This window comes from Paenibacillus sp. FSL E2-0177 (genome assembly GCF_037992975.1).
Taxonomy (GTDB): Bacteria; Bacillota; Bacilli; order Paenibacillales; family Paenibacillaceae; genus Paenibacillus_AQ; species Paenibacillus_AQ odorifer.
The window spans coordinates 1,964,989-1,986,906 of sequence record NZ_CP150307.1 but is presented as its reverse complement, the minus strand read 5'-3'; the positions used below and the strand labels follow the sequence as shown (position 1 = coordinate 1,986,906).

Annotated in this window: 17 protein-coding genes and 1 riboswitch; of the genes, 1 reads left to right on the top strand and 16 read right to left on the bottom strand. The window is 43.5% G+C overall.

Annotation, left to right across the window (positions count from 1 at the left end; all coding sequences use genetic code 11):
- The 10 genes from MHI25_RS08700 to metA form a co-directional block, all read right to left on the bottom strand.
- Window positions 1-1,077 (bottom strand): sensor histidine kinase, encoded by a 1,077-nt coding sequence (locus tag MHI25_RS08700; protein ID WP_076126420.1) that lies wholly within the window; start codon window positions 1,075-1,077, stop codon window positions 1-3.
- Complete coding sequence (gene liaF / locus MHI25_RS08695) at window positions 1,078-2,151, bottom strand: cell wall-active antibiotics response protein LiaF (RefSeq protein ID WP_076126418.1); 1,074 nt, start codon at window positions 2,149-2,151, stop codon at window positions 1,078-1,080. It abuts the gene before it with no gap.
- 239 nt (window positions 2,152-2,390) lie between these two features.
- Window positions 2,391-2,534, bottom strand: coding sequence for a hypothetical protein (locus tag MHI25_RS08690; protein WP_156113077.1), 144 nt, complete (start codon window positions 2,532-2,534; stop codon window positions 2,391-2,393).
- 146 nt (window positions 2,535-2,680) lie between these two features.
- On the bottom strand, window positions 2,681-3,529 hold the full coding sequence (locus MHI25_RS08685; RefSeq protein ID WP_254857054.1) for a 3D domain-containing protein: 849 nt from the start codon (window positions 3,527-3,529) through the stop codon (window positions 2,681-2,683).
- Between the two features lie 136 nt (window positions 3,530-3,665).
- Window positions 3,666-5,606, bottom strand: a complete 1,941-nt coding sequence (gene thrS / locus MHI25_RS08680) for a threonine--tRNA ligase (protein WP_076135889.1) — start codon at window positions 5,604-5,606, stop codon at window positions 3,666-3,668.
- A gap of 506 nt (window positions 5,607-6,112) precedes the next feature.
- Window positions 6,113-6,283 carry a toxin-antitoxin system HicB family antitoxin gene (locus MHI25_RS08675; protein WP_036684471.1) on the bottom strand — a complete coding sequence of 57 codons (171 nt, stop codon included), beginning with the start codon at window positions 6,281-6,283 and terminating at the stop codon, window positions 6,113-6,115.
- Between the two features lie 11 nt (window positions 6,284-6,294).
- Window positions 6,295-7,137, bottom strand: coding sequence for an SPFH domain-containing protein (locus tag MHI25_RS08670; RefSeq protein ID WP_076281067.1), 843 nt, complete (start codon window positions 7,135-7,137; stop codon window positions 6,295-6,297).
- A gap of 531 nt (window positions 7,138-7,668) precedes the next feature.
- Window positions 7,669-8,805, bottom strand: a complete 1,137-nt coding sequence (mqnC, locus tag MHI25_RS08665) for a cyclic dehypoxanthinyl futalosine synthase (protein WP_076184682.1) — start codon at window positions 8,803-8,805, stop codon at window positions 7,669-7,671.
- Between the two features lie 626 nt (window positions 8,806-9,431).
- A complete protein-coding gene (locus tag MHI25_RS08660; protein WP_076184683.1) occupies window positions 9,432-10,604 on the bottom strand; it encodes a PLP-dependent transferase in 1,173 nt (390 codons plus the stop codon).
- Window positions 10,605-10,640: 36 nt separating this feature from the next.
- On the bottom strand, window positions 10,641-11,561 hold the full coding sequence (metA, locus tag MHI25_RS08655) for a homoserine O-succinyltransferase (protein ID WP_076281068.1): 921 nt from the start codon (window positions 11,559-11,561) through the stop codon (window positions 10,641-10,643).
- A gap of 115 nt (window positions 11,562-11,676) precedes the next feature.
- Window positions 11,677-11,806: riboswitch (SAM riboswitch) on the bottom strand.
- Window positions 11,807-12,202: 396 nt separating this feature from the next.
- Between metA and corA the strand changes: the two genes are divergently transcribed.
- Entirely contained in the window at window positions 12,203-13,138 is a 936-nt protein-coding gene (gene corA / locus MHI25_RS08650; RefSeq protein WP_036684479.1) for a magnesium/cobalt transporter CorA, read from the top strand.
- A gap of 86 nt (window positions 13,139-13,224) precedes the next feature.
- On the opposite strand, the gene MHI25_RS08645 is transcribed toward corA, so the two are convergent.
- The 6 genes from MHI25_RS08645 to MHI25_RS08620 all read right to left on the bottom strand — a co-directional run bounded on the left by MHI25_RS08645 (window position 13,225) and on the right by MHI25_RS08620 (window position 21,894).
- Window positions 13,225-14,241 (bottom strand): HRDC domain-containing protein, encoded by a 1,017-nt coding sequence (locus MHI25_RS08645; RefSeq protein WP_340395257.1) that lies wholly within the window; start codon window positions 14,239-14,241, stop codon window positions 13,225-13,227.
- 210 nt (window positions 14,242-14,451) lie between these two features.
- Window positions 14,452-15,333: an ROK family protein gene (locus tag MHI25_RS08640; protein WP_340395256.1), complete on the bottom strand. Its 882-nt coding sequence runs from the start codon at window positions 15,331-15,333 to the stop codon at window positions 14,452-14,454.
- A gap of 167 nt (window positions 15,334-15,500) precedes the next feature.
- Window positions 15,501-18,227, bottom strand: a complete 2,727-nt coding sequence (locus MHI25_RS08635) for a hypothetical protein (protein WP_339172587.1) — start codon at window positions 18,225-18,227, stop codon at window positions 15,501-15,503.
- Between the two features lie 13 nt (window positions 18,228-18,240).
- The gene (locus MHI25_RS08630; RefSeq protein WP_339172584.1) at window positions 18,241-19,104 is read right to left on the bottom strand and encodes a copper amine oxidase N-terminal domain-containing protein; all 864 of its coding nucleotides are present in this window, start codon (window positions 19,102-19,104) and stop codon (window positions 18,241-18,243) included.
- 43 nt (window positions 19,105-19,147) lie between these two features.
- Complete coding sequence (locus MHI25_RS08625; RefSeq protein ID WP_340395255.1) at window positions 19,148-21,064, bottom strand: Mbeg1-like protein; 1,917 nt, start codon at window positions 21,062-21,064, stop codon at window positions 19,148-19,150.
- Window positions 21,064-21,894 carry a hypothetical protein gene (locus MHI25_RS08620; RefSeq protein ID WP_076281072.1) on the bottom strand — a complete coding sequence of 277 codons (831 nt, stop codon included), beginning with the start codon at window positions 21,892-21,894 and terminating at the stop codon, window positions 21,064-21,066. Before MHI25_RS08620 ends, MHI25_RS08625 begins: the two co-directional genes overlap by 1 nt.
- Window positions 21,895-21,918: the final 24 nt, after the last annotated feature.

The window sequence follows — 21,918 nt, the reverse complement described above, 5'->3', positions numbered from 1 at the left end:
CTACTCCTCCTCGTCCTGTGTATCTGTTCCTAACGATCTATTCTGCTCTAATTCTGGGTTCCCTTGAACAAACTTAGGAATATGTACACGGATCGTCGTTCCCGCACCCTTGCGGCTAATAATCTCCACTTGCCCACCCAGTTTCTCCGCGCGTTCGCGCATGGTGGTGAGACCGTAGGAGCCTTGTTTTTGCTGCACATGTTCAAAACCTTGACCGTCATCACTAATACTCAGCACAACTTGTCTTGATCCTTCACGCAGCGATAAACTCACCAGTCTAGCCCCGGCATGCTTCACGATATTCGCCATCGCCTCTTGAATAATTAGGAACAGCTGATGTTCGATTGCTTCCGATAACTCGCCCTGAAGTTCGAGCTCCTTCATTCCTTTCAAGCCATTCTGGCGGCAATAATCGGGAAACCATTTTTCCAGCGCCTCGAACAGATTTCGACCTTCCAGCTCCACCGGACGCAGTTGTGCAATTAATGCTCTCATTTGTTTTTGTGCCATCTGAGACATTGTAATCAACTGGTCCATGACCATTTGACCTTGAGCTTCATTAACCTTCAGCACTTTAGGCAGCGAAGAAGCCGACATATGGATGGCAAAAAGCTGTTGGCTCACCGTATCATGCAGATCCCGGGCCATACGCCTTCTTTCCTCCAACACCGCACTCTCCGCTGCCTGTTCCTTCTCAATAACCTCTTGTTCACCCAATCGCTGTAGAAGCTGCATCTTATTCTCGACCGTATCCATCATGACATTAAACTCGTGATACACTCGGGCAAAAGACTGATCGTCACTTTCTGGCATCCGTACGGACAGATTTCCTTTGGCGACCTGCAGCATATTCAGATCCAGATGATCAATCCGGCGCTGAATCCGCTGGCCTGCCATATAGCCGATAACTACAGTGAACAACACAATCCCGAGACATAAGTACAGCCACATCCGATAATCCTTCACTTCGATATAACCAAGGCAAGTGCCTGCATACATCAATCCTGCGCTTACCGCTCCAGTGAGCAAAAAGTAAAACAACAGCAACCATTTGGTATTACTGAAGATTGTCCCCATCTAACCCACCGTTTTAACTTTAATGTCACCTATAAATGCACTTACATTTATACGGACTTTTTTGCCTGCTTCTTTATAATAAGGAGTCTTGCACTGTACACTGCTCATAAAACCACTGCGAGACTGATCCAGAACTTCCATATCCCCGATAAAAGAACTGCTGTTCACCGAGATGCCAAGATCCATATCATTCGGAATGTACACTTTAATGTCGCCTATAAAAGCGGAAATATTAATCCTCGTTTCGCCATAAGCAATCTGTGCATTCGTCAGATCCAGTACGGTATCGCCGATAAACTGCGAGATATTCGTGTTCTTCAGTTGGAAATGCTCGCGCCCCATGTGGACATCTCCGATAAAAGCAGAGCGATTGGTCGATTCCTTTTGATTATTTGATTCATGGAATTCCTCATGCCATTTACCATGTCTATGAGCATGACGCTCATGACGTTCCTGACGTCTGCGCTCGTGTCGTTCCTGCTTCTCTTGCCAACGTGCTTCAGCGCTGGACTTATAAGATCCTGTTTCGTCCTCATCGTCTTCTTCATCTTTTTGAAGATAGTCCTTCCAGTCGCGTTGACCAGAAGCCTTGCCAAATTTTTGCTCAAATTGTTCATCAAGTGTGGAATCCAGTGGTTTGGGCGGCTCCACATCTAGTGAGCTTTTTCCTGAAGGAAAGTGATCTGGTGGTGACGGTGGAGCTGGTGGCACAGGTGGTACTGAACCGCGTGGTTTAAAAATCACATAAAGTCCGCCGCCGATCAACATAACTGGAATGAACATTTTGAAAAAATCCCCGGCCGAAATATCGAACCAATCTAAATTCCGTCCAAGGAAAAACACTCCGATCGCCAGAAAGAAAAAGCCGCCGATAGGTGAAGAACCTTTGGATTGTCCATCCCCTGTACCTAAAAGCCGGTTCATTCCCATTAGGATCAAAATTACCGGCCAATAATTCGAAATCAGGTAACCTAAGCTGAAATCAGTGTAACCTAATTGTCTCAGTAGAAACATAGCTCCAATCCCTATCAGGATCAGGCCGCCTAAAACCTGGCTGGTGAACCTTCTTTTCATCATTCATTTCCCCTTTAAAGTAGTGGAACGCTCTCTTCTTCAATCTTATAGCCTTAGTCTACAGGAATGAAGTACTGAGAAACAGCGGCGAGAGAAGGAACTTCCCCTCAGTCTCTAGACTGAGGGGAATGGGATAAAATTCTATTTACTTCATTATATATGAAAAAAGACTGTCCCTCAGTAATTAACTGAATTGGACAGTCTCTTTTTTTCAGCAGTCTTCTGCTTCAGTCAGCGCATTATTGTTGCGGTTTCTGAGCTGGTTTAGAAGTATTTCCACTTTGCTTAGTAGCGCCGTCATTCTCAACAGCAAACTCAGCATTGTATTTTTCATTTGGTGTTTTGTAATTTTCTTGTACTTTAGATTTCTTGTTATTGGCCACGGAATTCACCTCCTTTTCTCTTATGCAGCATAGAATATGCTTACTAAGAGAACATCTCGGAAGAGGCAATTGCTTTGCCCCAGTCCGTATTATGGCAAGGTGATGTCACTATTATGCATGACCAAGTGAAAATAAGTTCAATCCCTTTAAATGGATTCTTCGAGCATGGATTGCGGTACTGCTTTGTAAGTCTCAATCGCTTGGCTCAGCTTCTTCAGCATGACTTCCGTACAAGTCCCGTTACCACGCTTAATGAGTTGAACTACAACTGATTTTTTGCCCCATTCCTTATACACCTGTTTCGTAGTAGCAAAATACAGATCAATCTTCCGCCCTTTAATAGCCGAGCCTGTATCAGCAACTATGGCATATCCATAGCCCGGTATATAAAGAATACTCCCCAGCGGCAAAACCTTAGGGTCCGCAGCAATGGTTGAGACTGTATTTTTGTCTCTGCGCACTTTTACCCCTGAATAGGTAATTCCATATTCGGGATGTTTAGATGTTTTACCTGTAGATTCATAACCCGCAGTATATCCAGTCGCCATCACTTTCATTGAAGTAATGATCTGGTCTTCCGCAGGTGCGGCTACAGGAATAGAATTTGGTAACTGTTTGGAAGATCCGCTGCCACCGTTTGCTTTAGTGGTTGGAGCTTTGGTGCTCTGCGGTGCCTTCGTCGCTGCTGGTTTATTTTTTGTTGTTGCAGGTAATACAGGTGCGACGGAATGCGCCTCGTTTGACATAAGTGTGGCACGGCCAGTCGTAAGAATGACCTTATCATCTGTAGTTCTCATAAACACAGAATTAGCCTTGGTATATTGCAACTCGTTCGATAGCGTTTTGTTAATACCCGTGTGTTGTAAAGTGTCTCCTGTCCCAATGGCCCCTACTGCCTGTTGCTTAGATTCTGGAATGATTCCAGCAGCGGTCAATAGCAAAACGATGGTGACAAAAAGACACCAAAACCTCTGAAATATGCCCATTTTGTTCATGTGAAAAACCTCCCCCTTATTAGCGAAGGTTTCCCGATTCACAAAATTTTATACATGAAGATCAGAAGTTGATCCTCATTGGCATATAACAGAGGTCTTATTTAGACGTAATTTTGGTGTTGTTAATTACAAGAAACTAGGAGATCACACGATCAGCAATTTCCTGAGACAAGAGCTCAATCACTTCTTGAAGCGGCTTAGCTCCAATGTCGCCTTCCCCGCGTTTACGGATGGAAACCGTCTGAGCGTTCATCTCATTCTCGCCAACTACGAACATGTATGGCAGTTTCTCAAGCTGAGCTTCGCGAATCTTATAACCCAGCTTCTCATTGCGGAGATCTGCTTCAGCAGAGATACCACGGCGACGCAGCTTGTCTGTAACTTCCTTGGCATAATCGTCGAACGCTGTCGATACAGGAATTACTTTAACCTGCTGTGGAGATAACCAAAGCGGCAGCGAGCCCGCAAAGTTCTCTAACAGGAAGGCAACGAAACGTTCCATTGTACCCAAGATTCCACGGTGCAGAACGACTGGACGGTGTTTTTGACCATCATCGCCGATATATTCCAGTTCAAAACGTTCAGGCAGCAAGAAGTCGATTTGTACAGTAGACAGAGTCTCTTCTTTACCTAATACAGTCTTAATTTGCACATCAAGTTTAGGACCATAGAATGCAGCTTCGCCTTCTGCTTCGTAGAACGGCAGTCCAGCTTCCTCTACAACCTCACGCAACATCCGCTGTGCAGTTTCCCACATTTCGTCATTTGCATAATATTTCTCAGTATCCTTAGGATCACGATAGGACAACCGGAAACGGTAGTCATTAATACCAAAGTCACTGTATACCTGTTTAATCAATTCGATTACACGAATGAACTCGCCTTTAATTTGGTCCAGACGGCAGAAAATATGGGAGTCATTAAGAGTCATCGAGCGTACACGGTGTAAGCCAGTCAATGCGCCTGACATTTCATAACGGTGCTGGATACCAAGCTCAGCAATACGGATCGGCAGATCACGGTAGCTGTGCATTGAGCTCTTATAAATCATCATGTGATGCGGGCAGTTCATTGGACGAAGAACAAATTCTTCATTGTCGATAGTCATCTTAGGGAACATGTCCTCTTGATAGTGCTCCCAGTGTCCTGAAGTTTTGTACAGCTCAACATTACCCAGAACTGGTGTGTATACATGCTGATAGCCAAGACTTGCTTCCAGATCTACGATATAACGCTCCAGAATACTGCGCAATTTGGCACCCTTAGGCAACCAGATTGGCAAGCCTTGTCCTACCAATTGATTAAATGTAAAGATTTCAAGCTCTTTACCGAGCTTCCGGTGATCGCGTTTCTTCGCTTCTTCAAGCAGACGAAGATGCTCATCAAGCTGAGCTTTTTTAATCCAAGCTGTGCCGTATACGCGTTGAAGCATCTTATTCTTGCTGTCGCCGCGCCAGTAAGCACCGGCTACATTCATCAATTTAAAGACTTTGATCTTAGCAGTCGACGGCACATGGGGTCCACGGCATAGGTCGAAGAATTCTCCTTGTTCATAGATAGAAATTACGCTATCTTCAGGCAATGCCTCGATCAATTCCAGCTTGTAAGGATCACCTAGCTCACCGAAAATTTCAAGTGCTTCCTTGCGGCTAACTTCTTTGCGCACGATCGGCAGGTTCTCCGAAATTATGCGGTCCATTTCCTTTTCGATTTTGAGCAAATCTTCAGGATTTAGAGGATGTTCCAGATCCATATCGTAGTAGAAGCCATCTTCAATGACCGGACCTACACCAAGCTTAACTTCTTTTGTTCCGAACAAACGTCTAACCGCTTGAGCCATCAAGTGAGCTGTACTGTGGCGCATAACCTCCAGACCTTCAGGTGAATCCAAAGTTACGATCTCTACCAGTGCGCCCTCTTCAAGGGGAGTAGATAAATCTACAACGATACCGTTCAATTTCCCCGCTGCTGCATTTTTGCGCAGGCCACTGCTAATAGAAGCTGCTACATCATCAATACTGCTACCCTCTGCGTATTCACGGACAGAACCGTCCGGAAGCTTAATACTTACTGACATTGCTAATTCCTCCTTCATATAATTAAGCCTAAGGGCCCTTTAACCTTTGCGGAACAATAATATCCACGCACACAAAAAAACGCCCGTCCCGCAAAGGGACGAGCGATTACACCCGTGGTTCCACCCAAATTCGATTCTCTCTAGCCTCCCTTGAATCCTCAAGCGGAGTGAAGATAGAATCCTTCGTAAGCATGGAGTAACGACCATGAACCGGCAGCTCTTACTATCCCATTGCAGGGAATTCAAAACCGCAGCTACAAAGGGGTAAATCGAAAGCAGGATGCCGGAGAAAATTTCAGCCTAAGTTTCCTCTCTCTGAACGGTCCAGAACAATCAACTCATATCTTCGTCAATGCTGTTAACGTGAATTATGGAGTAATTATAAATCTGTCCTCTCTGACAGTCAAGTCAGAAAAGGGTCCAAAATGATAGAAACACAGTCAGAAGACACACATAAGGACTGTTCTTGCAGCCAATACATGGATGCTGAAACAGCCCTTCTATGGTTATTCCTCTCGCCGTTTTTTTTCAGGTAAGCGGCCTGCACGCTTCAAAGACTCACGCAACAAGTATTCGATATGTCCGTTTACGCTGCGAAATTCCTCTCCCGCCCATCGTTCCAGCGCCTCATGTAAATCCGGATCAATCCGCAGTGGAAAGCTTTTCTTGGCCGCCATGATGCACCGCCTTAGTACAACGAGCCGGCGTTAATGACCGGACTCGCTCCGCGCTCCGACACGATCGCAACCATCAGATTATTAATCATCGCCGCTTTGCGTTCCTCATCAAGCTCAACCACGCCACTCTCTTTAAGCTGTTTAATCGCCATATCGACCATGCCCACGGCGCCTTCAACAATGATTTGACGAGCGGACAGAATTGCAGATGCTTGCTGACGTTGCAACATTGTACTGGCAATCTCTGTGGAATAAGCCAAGTGTGTGAGCCGCGCTTCAATGACCTCTACACCAGATATCGACAAACGTTCTTGCAGCTCGGTTGCCAATTCTTTAGCAATCTCATCTGCATTGGCCCGCAGGGACATGCCCGATTCATTGAAGTTATCATACGGGTATTTACTGGCCACATGACGCAGCGCTGTTTCACTTTGAATTTCCACAAACGCCATATATTTATCTACATCAAAAAGCGCTTTTGCAGAGTTAATTACCTTAAATACGATAACTGCAGCAATTTCAATCGGATTACCTTCCACATCATTAACCTTCAGCTTGACACTGTTAAAGTTACGTACGCGGAGGGAAACCGTCTTGCGCAAACTGAACGGAATGACTGCAAACAAGCCACTTGTCACGATAGTCCCTACATATTGCCCGAAAAAGGTAACTACAACCGACTTATTGGGCTGCACAACCGTAACACTTGTACATAATATCCCAGCTACAACGAACAGAATGACTGGCACTGCGACATACTCTTGAACCGCACCATAAATTCCCCCAGCTAAACAAACTGCAATTAAGGCGAGAACCCAAAATCCACTGACAGGACGAAGCGTTTTCTCTTTCATAAAAGCACCCCCACTAGATATTCTTTTGATATGATTATGATATCACTTTTGGATAATAATGTGAATGGGTAAAAAGAAATAAAAAAATATTTTTATGTTCACATTTATATAAAGCTTCGTTAAAAGGCGTACTCCACACCAACCCTCGTTTGTGTAGTTAACATTAGTTCATATTGTTCGTATACATCAGCTCTATCGGACACTGATGCTCTTATACGCCACATTTTCCGATTTTCCCTATGCTATCGGACCCCACAGTCGCTATTGCACTAAAAACCAGCCTATATGGGGCTCTTTTCAAGGAATAGCGTCGCTGGGGTCCGAACCCCGACTCAAGAAGCGCTGAATTTGCAATTAAGGTCCACTGGGTCCGTACGCCTAGCGGATGATATAACAAGCGAAGATTCAGATGTGTTCTGCAATAAGGCTTGCTAATGATCGTAATCCTAACCTTACAAAAAAAACGCTTGATGCTCAGTAATCCACTTAAGGATTAACAAGCATCAAGCGTTGATTAATAATTAATATATATTAGTTCTGCATTACAAAATCATTATCAATCTTCGCATTAGGATCATCGAACACCCGCAGAATATCATAACGTGTATTCCGCTGCGCTGGAACTTTGCCTGCTTCGCGAATCAGCTGAGTAATCGACTCGATGTTTACCTTATAAGTCGCACCCGCCGAAGATACTACGTTCTCTTCAATCATTGTGCTGCCGAAATCGTTGCAGCCATATTGCAAGGAGAGCTTGCCGACCTCTGGCCCCATAGTGACCCAAGAAGATTGGAAGTTCTTAATATTATCCAACACAAGGCGGCTGATCGCTACCGTCTTCAGATATTCCTCAGGCGTTTGTCTGTCCAGCTTCAGGTTGGTATTGTCCGGCTGGAATGTCCATGAGATAAAGGCCAAGAAACCTTCAGAATCATATTTGTTGGCAATACACTCATCCTGAGCCTCACGTACACGTAGTAAGTGCAAAGCTCGTTCTTCCATACTTTCTCCAAGCCCAATCACCATTGTTGCTGTTGTATTCATACCCACTTTATGTGCTGTCTGCATTACATCCATCCACTCGCGCCACGAGCCTTTTAGCCGGCTGATTTTGCGGCGTGTACGGTCATCAAGAATTTCTGCGCCTCCGCCTGGCAAGGAATCCAGACCCGCAGCATGAATTTCACGAACCACTTGTTCCAGTGGTAATCCTGATACTTCTTTCATCTTCATAATCTCCGCAGGAGAGAAGGAGTGCATTGTAATCTCAGGGAAACGTTGCTTAATTCCGCGCAGTATATCTGTATAGTAGCTAAATGGAAGGTTAGGATTAGTTCCACCTTGCATAAGAATTTCTGTACCATTAACAGCAATCGTTTCAGCAATTTTTTGATAAATCGTTTCATCTGGCAGCACATAGCCTTCATCCGAGCCTGGTCTGCGGTAAAAAGCACAAAAACGGCAGTACACATCACATACATTCGTATAGTTAATATTACGGCCAATTACAAATGTGGCTAACGGGTCCGGATGCCAGCGTTCCATAATAGTGTTTGCAGCAGCACCCATTTTCTCAATTTCGTTGCTCTCGAATAGTCGGATGGTATCTTCCAATTGGAGACGGTCACCCCGCAGGGCTTTATCCAAAATAAGATCTATCGTACTCATCGTTCGCATCCTCCTTTTAAACCCTTAGGGATATGGTAGATTCACAAAATCACAAGAAAAATAACGTTGTCGTCCTTTAGAGATAACAACCGTTTCTCGTAGTAACATAAGGATAAAGTATAGTATGTAACTTATACCTTATATTTTAATAAATGAACAGTTCATTTCCTCATCGTATCACAATCTGAACAGCTTGAAAAACTTTTTACTTTCTTAGCAAGATACCATCCAGCAGAAAGAGTCCTTACATTGCTGCCTGCACCCGGTGAATCAAAATTCCTTGAGGCTGCCGGACACAGATGACGTTATTAGTTAGTATTTAGCCTTTGGAGCATAGTTCTGGACTCCAGCGACGCTATTCCTTGACAAGAGACTCATGAAGGCTGGTTTTTAGCGCAATAGCTGCTGTGGAGTCCGTTAACATTCCAAATGTGTAATAATGCTGTGTCTAAGGTCAGCTGTGTCCAATAGCAAAAAGTCCAAAAAGAAGAGCTATCCCAGCAGCCAATTCCCGGCTTATGAGACAGCTCTATTTCATCCTGCGTCCAACACCAGCTCTAAATCAACGGTGAGATAGATCCTCGATATTTCCCAGCATTCGGTGCCGATCTGGGTTGCCGTTACTTTTACTTCGTTTCGATTTCCGCTCGCGCAGCCTCTAAAGCTTGACCAAGATCAGCAATTAGATCCTCCGCATGTTCAATACCGACCGAGAAGCGCAGCAATCGATCATCTACACCCACCGCATTCCGAATTTCCACAGGAATATCCGCATGCGTCTGTACTGCAGGATAGGTCATTAGCGATTCAACCCCGCCGAGGCTCTCCGCGAAGGCAATAAGCCGGATATGACGAAGCAGAGGTTCTACGTATCTGGCATCTTTTAATTTGAAAGAAAAAATTCCGGTATTGCCCGAGGACTGGCGATTCTGGATTTCATATCCCGGATGATCCGGCAGGCCTGGATGGAACACTTCCGCAATCGCCGGATGCTCTTGTAGATAGCGGGCAATTGCTAGCGCATTGCTCTCGTGCCGTTCCATACGCAGGGCCAGTGTCTTCATGCCTCTCATCAGCTGATAACTGTCTGTTGGCCCAAGCACAGCGCCAATAGAGTTATGTAGAATCGCTATTTCAGCGGATAATTCAGCTCCTTTAGATACAATAAGACCCGCAAGTACATCATTGTGTCCGCCCAAATATTTGGTAGCACTATGGACTACAATGTCCGCACCTAATTCCAGAGGACGCTGGAAAAATGGAGTCAGCAGTGTATTGTCTACAATTGTGAGCAGCCCATGATGACGGGCCCAAGTAGCAACGGCTGCAATATCCGTAACCATCATCAAAGGATTCGTTGGCGTTTCAATAAATATCGCCTTCGTATTTGGAAGACGTGAAGCCTCAAGCGCATCCAAATCATTCGTATCTACATAGGAAGCAGTGATTCCAAACTTGGACATAATTCGTTCCAACAAACGATAGGTCCCGCCGTAAAGATCCAGCGAAACGATCAAGTGATCGCCTTGCCCAAACAGGGTAAATATGGTTTGAATAGCTGCCATCCCAGAACTACAGGCAAAACCTGCATCACCAGACTCCAATTCCGCAGCCGCATTCTCTAGTACGGAACGGGTTGGACTTTTGGTACGGCTATAATCGAAACCTGTGCTCTGCCCAAGCTTCGGGTGACGGAATGCCGTAGCATTATAGATAGGGAAATTAATGGCTCCGGTAGCCGGATCTTCTTGTGAACCTATTTGTGCCAGTCTGCTTTCAATCCTAAGTTTGTCGTCCATGATAAATGCCTCCTAAATTGTAATGTAGCGCTGATCTTAATAAACAATCGGGTCGATATCGTAAGGTGTCTCTTGATATACATAGTAATTGAGCCAATTAGAGAATAATAAGTTGGCATGTGCACGCCACACTGCAGGAGGTGTTTGTTCTGGATCATCTTTAGGGAAATAGTGTTTCGGCAAGGCCATCTCCATGCCCCTCTCCAAATCACGATCATATTCCCATTTCAAGGATAATGGATCGTATTCGGAATGTCCGGTCACAAATATTTGTTTGCCGTCGGTCGTAGCTACTAGATACATACCAGCTTCTTCGGATTCCGCCAGAATCTGCAGATCTGGATTGCTCTCAATATCTTCGCGGGAGACATCGGTATGACGGGAATGCGGTACATGGAATACCTCGTCAAAGCCGCGCAGCAATTTAATGTTATTTTGGTTAATCGTATGGGAGAATACTCCAAAACATTTTTCAGGCAAAGCCACTTTACGAACACCAAAATGATGATACAACCCTGCCTGTGCCGCCCAACAGATATGCATGGTCGAGGTCACATTATCCTTGCTCCATTCAAAAATCTCTTTTAGCTCTTCCCAATAGGATACTTCCTCAAACTCCATTTGCTCTACGGGTGCTCCTGTAACAATAAGACCATCCAAACGGCGGTGGCTGATCTCGTCAAAAGTTTTGTAAAAGCTTCTCAAATGCTCAGCAGAAGTATTCTTAGAAGTATGTGAGCGTGGGTGCAGCAAGGTAACGTCAACTTGTAGCGGTGAATTTCCTATTAAACGCAGCAATTGAGTCTCCGTCGTTTCTTTAGTCGGCATGAGATTCAGAATAGCAATCCTTAGTGGGCGGATATCCTGATGGAAAGCCAAACTATCATCCATCACAAAAATATTTTCACCGGATAGTATTTCTTTTGCTGGTAAACTGTCGGGAATTTTAATTGGCATTGTCTTTCCACTCCTTAACTGTATTTAGGTTATGTTGTCACATCGCGGCTTTCTGAACAATAAAAAGACCTTTCTCGGAAAACGAGAAAGGTCATATCTACAGTCATATGCGCCTCTCTCATCTGCCAGAAACTTTTGGACGGGGTTTAGTCGTCAGCAAAGTTCCGCAAGAATTAGCACCGTGCGTTCACACGCCGGTTGCCGGGTTTCATAGGGCTAGTCCCTCCACCTGCTCTTGATAAGATTTAGCTGTATTCAATTAAATTTCTTTAAAATTTACTTTAAATCATGAACCTCCTTTTCGTCAAGTCCATACAATGCTGAAGTAGCCTCAAAGTAACAATAAATTTGCTTGAAAGAGGCATACTCCGTTGTTATACTAGACAAGTATTTCATACCTGAACGAAAAGAAGAGGTGAGAAGAAGAATGGAAGGCGACCCGAGCTCGCAATTAAGTGTACAGAATGAGCAACCACACAGGATAATCATCAGCTTGCCGGCGGCGGGAGCAGTTCTTCTTCATGCCCTCGAATCGTCATTCGGCCTCTTGTATTGATTGTAACGCCGGCCAAGCTGATTTTTTCTCTGTGCTTAATTAGCAGTCCCTGGTGAAGACCCGGGGATAGAAGGAGTGGAATCAGATGAAAATCCGGCTGGTGAATGCAGGGGTTTTTACACCTATTGATGAAATTGATGAAACATTGACACCCCCAACAGAAGGGTTCTATTGGATTGATGCAGATGTGGAGGATTTGGAGCTGCTTCAGCCCCTGTTCAACCTGCATGATCTCGCTGTTGAGGATTGCCTTAGTGAAGAGGATCAACGTCCAAAGATCGAAATATACGAAAGTCATTACTTTATTGTTGTAAACAGCATCCGCTTTGATGATGAGGAAATCTTCCTGCGGGCGCTCAATATATTCTTGGGCAGACATTATATTATTACTGTAACGAAACAAAAGATTCACGAGCTACGCGTCCTGAAGCCCATGTTATGGGAACAAGAGGTTAGCGAACCCGACCAATTCCTTTACCTGCTTATCGACCTTGTCGTAGATAATTATTTCTCCGTAGGTGACCGAATTGAAGCCCGGATTGAGAAGCTTGAAGAGGATATCCTAATGCATACCAAGAAATCTCATCTGAGTGAGATTATCGGTCTGCGAAGTGAGATCTTATGGTTAAAGAAGATGCTGGGACCACAGAAAGAGGTTATCAATACCCTGAATAAAAAAGACCTCCGTCTGATTGATGATCAGCTGCAGAAATACTTTAGCGACATTTATGAAAATGCAGTTAAAATATCCGAAACTTTTGAGACGTACCGCGATCTCATGGGCAACTTACGTGAGGCCTACCAATCCAGTATCGCCAACCGCGCCAATGAAATTATGAGAGTATTTACCGCGATTACAACGATATTCATGCCTTTGACCGTAATTACCGGAATCTATGGGATGAACTTTGATCATATGCCGGAATTGCATACGAAATACGGTTATTTTGCCGTTATAGGTCTAATGTTGACGTTAGGCTGTGGGATGCTGTATGTATTCCGCAAGAAAGAATGGCTATGAAAATAAACGGACGAATAGGCAAGACGAAGGCCCTTTAACCCTATGGTGTAAGGAAGCCTTCGTCTTTTTGATATGAGAAAAAGCTACTAGAAACTGGTCGCCATGCCCACTTTAGCAGCTTGCTCCCGCCGGAAACGAATGCGGATCAGCCGCAGGCGTTCATAATAGCTATCCAGCCCTTCTGCTGCTGAAAAATCCTCCCCATACACCTTATGCAGCACTGGCTTTAGAAAAAGATCTCCAACCTCTGCATAGGCATTCCATATCGCCTCCTGCTCATTCTGCGGCACATTTTTCAGTTCTACCTCGATCAGTTTCTCCACGCAATAACCTTCTCTTTCCAGCTCCTCTACCGCTTCAATCAGTTCGCGACGGTTCACTCCACTGTTCACCTTAAGCTGTTCTAACCCTAACCCATTCTCGATCCCTTGCAGCAGAATTCGCCGTAATCGCAGTCTTTCTAGCTGTTTCTTATATTTGACCTCTTTCTGTTTATAGAGCCAGGATACAAAAGAATCCTCCTCAATTTCTTGGTGTACCCAATTCAAAGGAAAGGAATGTTCCCTTGCAGCCGTAGAGGTTATAGCCAACCAATCCGTGCCATATTGGGCTGCCTTTCCTTCCCCTACACCAGGGATCTGCAGCAGCTCCTCTGGTGTATGTGGCAAGAAAGTGCTTATCAAACGTAACAAACGATTGCTGGCAAGAATGTAAGGGGCTTTCCGTTCACTAGAAGCTCGGCTGCGGCGCCAAGCACATAACTCCTCATAAATAGCTTCGTTGCCATTATATTCACTGTAATATTGCAGCCTTAGCTGCTCCTGATTACGCCCGGTAAGGCCGTCTTCTTCATGAAATACGCCATCAATCAACGGCCGATAGCCATCCCCCATCTTCACCGCCAGCTCATGCCTGTAAACACAAAGCATTTCATTCCATGAACCACCCGCGTACCACAAATGCTCCTGTGTTTCCTCACCGCCTGAAAAATCACGCCAGCCCAGGCTCCACACTCCTTCTTCCTCTCCAATCCATAGCTGAGCGAACACCTCTTGATCCACCCCAGATATTCTGGATAAGCGATTCATAAATACAATTTGCATATTCATCCCTGCCTTTCTAGTCTTCAGCAAGCACTATACCTACCGGTCTGAGCTACTTATTCGCTGATGTGAATCCCACACTGTCAGACTCGGAAAACGCAAAAAAGCACCACTCTCACGATAAACGTGAAAGAGGTGCTCCCTCATTAAATGCTATACTGTTAGATCCTACAATACCATATATTTCCTAACAGTCAATATCTTTTTATACTAGTTTCTTGCCATAGCTAAAGTTGCCAGTCCAATCGCACCTGCAAGTCCTGCGTTATCTCCAAGCTGCGGTGGCACAACATAATTATCGATGTCGGTATTTAGCGCTGGATGCTGAACATAACCCTTCAGCAGCTCCTGCAGCTTGGTACGAATTAGCGGGAACAAGTGGCTTTGCTTCATGACACCACCGCCCATTACGATTTTTTCGGGAGACAGAATCAACACGTAATTCATAAGTGCATGTGCAAGATAATGAGCTTCCATATCCCAAGCTGGATGGTCAACAGGCAGCTCGCCTGCTGGTTGTCCCCAGCGTTTGCCAATCCCCGGACCTGCTGCTAACCCTTCAAGGCAATCGCCATGATAAGGGCAGTAGCCCTCAAACGTGTCCTCTGGATGTCTGCGAACTAGAATATGCCCCATCTCAGGATGAGACAATCCATGCACCATCTGACCTCCAACTACTGCTCCCGCTCCAATGCCTGTCCCAACCGTAATATAAAGGCAGCTGTCCAGACCTTTAGCCGCTCCCCATTTACTTTCCGCAAGCGCTGCACCATTCACATCCGTATCAAAACCGATTGGCACGTTAAATTGCTCAGCCATTGTACCTACCAAATTATATTGTCCCCAGTGAGGTTTTGGTGTCGTTGTTATGTAACCATAAGTAGGGCTGTCCAGCACGGGATCAATCGGTCCAAACGATCCAATACCAAAAGCTTCTACATTCTTCCCATTAAAATAGTCGATTACGAGTCCCATCGTTTCTTCCGGTGTTGTTGTCGGAAAGCTAACTCGGTCCAGAATGGTACCGTCCTCATAACCAATTCCGCATACAAACTTCGTTCCGCCTGCTTCAATCGCTCCCAATAACTTCATAGCAACTATCTCCCTTCTCCATTAAGCAATAATCCGCCATCCAGTTTGAAAATAAAAATTAATATAAAATAAAACAATCAACAGCCCTTATTATACGTTGGATGAAGCGCTATCACAATAATAAAACTCCCTTCATGCTTTTTTGCATGAAGGGAGACTATTGATGTTTAATTATTTAAGTCATCAAACATAGAGCCTTTTACCGTAACCTCAATTTGATCCAGCGGCTTAATGCCGACAAGCTTGCCCAGTGATTTGTACGCGTTGGTACTCTTGGAGAGCTCCACATCTGCCAGCCAAGCCTTAACATAGTACTTCCCATCTGGCATTTCAGCTGTAGTATAGACAGGAATATGGTCCTTATTAATCGTAATCGTCACCGTAGACTTTTCCGTGATCTTGTACATATTCTGATTCAAGCCCACATATTCACGGTATTTGAAATTGTTGAAGCTTCCCAGTGTACTAGACTGTGAGTAACCCTCTAATATATTCTTCCAGAATTCATGGGTGCCTTTATCACTTTCTCTTTCTTGTGAATATGGGATCTCTTCCACATCTTTAGTAAAGCTGTTCTCCACCGTCAGCAACTTCGCATCATTCACTCCGGTGTTATCCTCTACGGATAAAGCTGCTGGCTTTCTTGCAAAGTTATTCCCGTTTTTGCTCAGTGGTTCATTCCGCAGATTGACCGCAACTTTATCATTATTGATATACATAAGATCAGTTTCATATCGGAAAGAATTCGTAAGTTCCTCAACAAGATCCTTATGGTCCTTCGTGTCTTTATCCGTATCTTTAAACGTAACTGTCTCCAGTGTAAAGGTATACGTTCCAACAGGATTAAAATAATATCCGGATTTAATCGGATAATCATACCCTTGAAGTTGCTTATCCGTAGCAAACACGGCGGTATCATAATTAGATTTGTCGTTAAGCATTTTTTTAGCGGTAGCTCTGGCTTTCTTATAAGCTTGAGCCATGCTATTCTCTACCTTCCAGCCGATATCTCCGCTTGCCTGTTGTGTGAAGATTCGCTCGAATTGCCCCTTTACTTTCGTCCAATCCTGTAAGTTCTTATTTTCATCTTCATGAGCCATCCAGCGGATTACATTATAATTGTAAGGCTCACTTGTCCAGAAGAGCTTTCGAATCAAAGAATCCGCTTTATTCTTGTCTATTGAATTCTTGTACAGCTTAGGTGCTATTTGTTTGGCCCCATTATAAATATAAGTCCGAATGGTTTTGACATCCTCACCTGGTGTAAACGGAGCTGAAGTGCTGCCGCTCTCCGTATATGTTTGACAAGATTCAACATCTTTACCTTCCCCGTTCTTTGTTGTGCTGCACACCTGATAATTACGAGTGAAATTTCTGCTCACAGTACCCTGGAAACTGATATTACCTGACTTTTGATTAGGTGTATACGGAGCCGGATTAATGTACCACTTACCGTTAACAGGATCATCACCAAAATCAGGGCGCTGTAGACTAGCTATGATGTCAGGTTGTCTAACTATAGTACTGGCGGCATCGTTAACCAGCGGATTATTCTCCACACGGAAATAACGATAGATAGTATCCGAATTATTGATTACTTCCAAAGCGCCTGTAGCATTCCCACTCCAAGTAAAATCAGAATATTGCGGTTGTAGAACAGCCTTTATAGCAGCGCCATCGGCTAACCCGAATTTCACTTTTTTCGATAACACATTATAATCCAGATCGAAGGAGCCTTTAGTTGTTGGCATCGAGTTGACCTTCTTAATCCATCCGTAAATCTCATTATTTCCGTAAAAGACTTCATTAGGTGACTTCAGCCTGTTCAGATTAAACTGGATGTATACGTCCTCATCAGGCATTGTAAATGTCGCGAAAAGAATATTGTCAGCCGTATTAGCCGCAAGCATAATTTCACCTGCTAACGTTGACGCATGACCATGGTATCTTACAGGGATTTCCTTTCCGTTACTCGTGATCTTCCAAGCGTAATCTGTTGTTTTCTGGGTGGCGAAGCTGGATCTGAGTCTGATTCCAACGGTTACCTCTTGTCCAGCTACCGCGCCGGTTGGCAAAGTTTCGAAATGAGGGGATAAATCATTTACCTGCAAAATAAACGGTGCGATAGGAATGCCTAAGTAAGTAATATTTCCGTTGGAACCTTGGATGTAAATCCTCCCTGATCCCCAAGACAGATAGGTAGGCGGTTGCAGGACGTGAACATAATCTATCCATCGCCCTCCCTTAGACGGTGTAGTATTCTGAGTGTATACAACCCTGTCTTTATACTCCTTGTCTTGATTGTTATAGATGAACCGTTCATATTTCTTACCGGCATAGCTCAGGTTTAGTCCAGTAAGAATAGCCTGCTCAAAAGTCCCGCCGGAATTCACTAGATACTCAATATCCCTACCTACAAATGCATCAAAATCATTTTTTCTAATTTTGTAGCTTGATTTTACGCCAGAGTCCTTCCAAGGTTCCTTAATCATATTAAAATTCTGAATTTGAATCCCGCTCCATCCAGCATACCATGGAGCTCCCTCAGTTGAGACCGAGTCCCCATCAATCGAATACCCGGAAAAAGCAAACATATTGCTATGCTCAAGCCATTCATGATTTCCACCATAGACAATCTCAAAATTACTATTGTTAGATTTTATCTGGTTTTGTAACAAATCCTCTCTTAACTTTCCTTTATTAGTCTCCATTGTGTAATAATTAGATTTTTTATAGAGCTCCGCCATATCTTTATTGATCTTCTCGATAACAGCTGTCGCTGTTTTTGGAAGATTGTTAGAAGTATCATTCACTGACTCTTCAGAGAAAACTGAAGAAGCTATAGATTGGAATAAGAATATTGTCACTATACTAAGCCATATCGATTTTTTCATACCTTCACCTCTCCTACTTCGGCCATACTGCGATTCCTATATCCCCCATACCAGGAGAGTCTACATCAATTTTATAATCTTTGCTTTGGAAGACTTTATAATCTAGCTCATCCATTCTTTTTGTTTTTGTTCTAACATACTTCATAATCGAATCTACGACATCGCCCTCAATGTTTTGTCTAAGAATATTCTCCGCTTCCTTCGCCTCCAGTGCAGGGTCAGAGCCTATATTAGTAAATGTAATTGTAATTTGAAAAAGATACTGACCTGCTTTCCGATCATCATTGTTGTATACTGTCAGCTGTGAATCGGTAATATAAGTCGACTCTAGATTGGCCCCCAGATGGGTATACGGGATTTCAAACCCATGAATCGTTACGGTCTTGGCTCCATTCGTTGATTCTCCCGTAGCAGGCTTATCAGAGGTAGCTATTTCACCTGAAGGAGTAGTGATGTAGACCGTCTTCACAGCATCATCCCATTTCACGTTTACACCGAGTCCTTCATATACAAATCGAAGTGGGACAAAAGTTCTTGACTGTTTGAACAATGCAGCCGTGTCCATTTGTTTTGTTTTTCCATTGAGCTCATAACTCTTTTTCCCGATATAGACACCCATTGTTTTGCCTTCAAGCGAGATTGTTGCCTTTTTAGCCTTACTGTCCCATAACACCTTAGCTCCAAGCGCTTCACTTATAAAACGCACGGGTAGCTGTACCCTTTGCTGCGCATCGATAAAAGGCTGGGCGTCTGGAAAAATAACTTTTTCTCCATTTACTACTACTCTCAATGGAAGACTTGCTGCAAAACCTGAAAATGCAGAAGTCATCAGGGATACCATTAGTAATAAAAGCAGCGAACTAATTATTTTTTTCATATAATTGCTCCTCTCAAATTTATCTTTCTATTTCCTGATATAATTAGTTCAGGTGTATTGTGGTAGTACTTGCACGGGCAGCAGCAACAATTTTAGATTCAATCTCTCGATATTTTGTAACAGTGTATCTTAAACCTGCAGTTTTTCCGTTTATCGCTGTTGTTACACGATTTTTCTGCGTCCGGACTTCATTGCTTAAACGTTGAACTTCTCTTAATTGAGCTTGAACATAAGATTCACTGTAAGCCCTGCCCACGTTAGAACTTACTCCAGAAGCTATAGATAATATCCTCTCGACGACTTCAGCAATGCTCTCTTCCTTACGCACCAGACTTTTCTGCAGACTCTCCAGTTTATCCATATTCGCCAAGATCTTAGCTCCTTGAATGACACTAGCAGATGCAACTGCAATCTTCGTAATGGTTTTCGTTACGGTCGATTTAACATTGCTGATCGCTGAATCTTTAATCGTGCGTGCGCCAGCGATAAATTCTTCCTTTGTTTTCTTAATTTTAGATTTTACACTTTGGAATATATCCCCCATTTTCTTCATCGCTTTGTCTTTTACACTAATCCAATATTCCTTCTGAGCTTCAACATATTGAATGGCATTCTCTACAAAACGATTGAAGCCCTCTTTCATTTTCGTCATAAAATCAGAAACTGCGTGCTTTACCTTTTGTGAAAACTCCGCAATTTTATCACCGATCAAATTAGTCACTCGGACAGCTTCTGTCACCATATTCGTTACAAATTCAACACTTTGATTATAAAAGGAAACTACTCTCTCCTTGATATCCTCCACCCTTTGCTCAATCCAGGGAATCACACTGTCAATTACAAAACCAATCACATAAAGCGCAACCAGAGCTTTTATAGTGACAACGAGCGCAGCTAACGCTGCAGTAAGCGCCGCAGTAACAACTGCAACGGGCCCAACTGTCACCATTAAAAGTCCAACTACGGCTACTCCCGCAAACGCTAATGGCCGCAGATCTACTTCCCCATCCAATACTTTGAAAATCCCTTCGACCAATGCTTCCTTTAGGGGGCCCGGCACAATTTCCAGACCAACTGTAATATTATGCACTAGGTTAGGAACCAAAGCCCGAGTCTGTGACTCTGAACGTTGAAAGGACTCATTGTTCCCGTCGATCTTCAGTGAGAATAAGGAATGATGTGGCAGGACGGTATTCCTTTCAGATTCAGTATCAATGTAAATACCTGCCGATGGATTTTGAAATAGGGCCGGAACGATGTCATTTTTATTTCTGAACTCTTTAATTTTGTCATTCTCATTCAATTCGTCTATAGTGGCCCTGTGTTTATCAAGCAAGGTTCCATTAAATCCCGGTGCATTAAACGTTGATGCGGAAGTTAGTTGGTTCCGTAAATTCTCAGGTAATATAAAAGAGGAATATAGGGCTAGATTACCTCCTAGCGAGTGCCCAGTCAGAAACAATTCATAACCCGCATCTATTTTGAAATTATTCATATATTCTTTAGCTTCCGCCTGTTGTAAAGATTCAAGGGCATATGCAGTTGTTCCGTTGTTTTTCCAGTCATTATGGTAAAGCGGGTTATCCATTGGTTCACTACCCCGGAACGCCGCTACCTTTGACCCGTTCTTGGTATCTACTGTAAATGCAACAAAACCTGATTCCTCTTTTTTATTATGAGAGACGATATTGGAGATTTCCCAATTCTGATAATCAGATATATTCATCTGCTCTATGAGATCATTCCACTGCTTGTATTCTTTGACTCCGTTAAGATCGTCAGGAAAGCGTTCTTTTAATTGTTGCTGACCTGCGGGAGAAGCGTAGAAGTTGAGAACTTCGCCGAGAGTGATTTTTTTATATAATGCATAAGTTTTTTCCAAATCCTTAATGTTGAGTATATCTAAATAAACAAGTTGCGAGATCTGCTTTAACTCTACCTCTGTAAGCGTATCGTCCATTACAATCCCCCTCTTTGTTCCATTCTTTTTATTCTGTCCTCTTTCCATATATCAAAGAATTCTCTAATCTTGTCTTGAGATTCTACAATCTTTCCATCAACTCCTAATTTGAATCCAGCCATTGTAACTATATTAATAATTCCGGTTTTTTTAGTTTCGTCACTAAAATATATGTCAACACTTTCCTCTGCCTTTTTGACCTCTTCTAATCGACCATAGGCCTCTGGAGTGAGGTATCCTATCCCTATCAGACTACTCACATATTTATTTTCTGCTAGTATTTTTGCAAAATCCATATATTTTCTCATTTCTGCCTCTTGGTCCATATCTCCATTACCATCAACATAGTTATCACTATTTAAATAGACTGAAATCACCAGCGTATTCGTTGGATATAACTTCAGAAATTGCTCGTAGGAAAGCTTTGTATCGTTATGTTTGGGGTAAACCAACCCCGTTTCGTTGGCAACGATAATTTTACTGTCAGGCCAAATGCTAGCAGCGATTGCTTGAATCATTGGTTCGTCTTTTTTTGCTACCACCTGGTTTAAATAGTTGTCATACACCTTTTCCAAATCCTTCGTGATTTCCACCCGTACATTAATCGTGTCATCCTTCTTAGGATGCACAGTCGCCTTCAATGTATTGTTGTTCATCGTTCCCCAACCGCCGCCTATGCCATCAAGGATGAATTCCTCGCCATACTTTTCCTGCAAGGAGCTCAAAATTTTCTTTTCACTTTTCTCCTCTCTAGAGCCACATCCCATAAAGCTGAACATTGATAATATCAACATCAGAGTCAACACCTTCCTTGTATAAATCTTTTTCATGCTGGCTTCACTCCTTTTTGATGG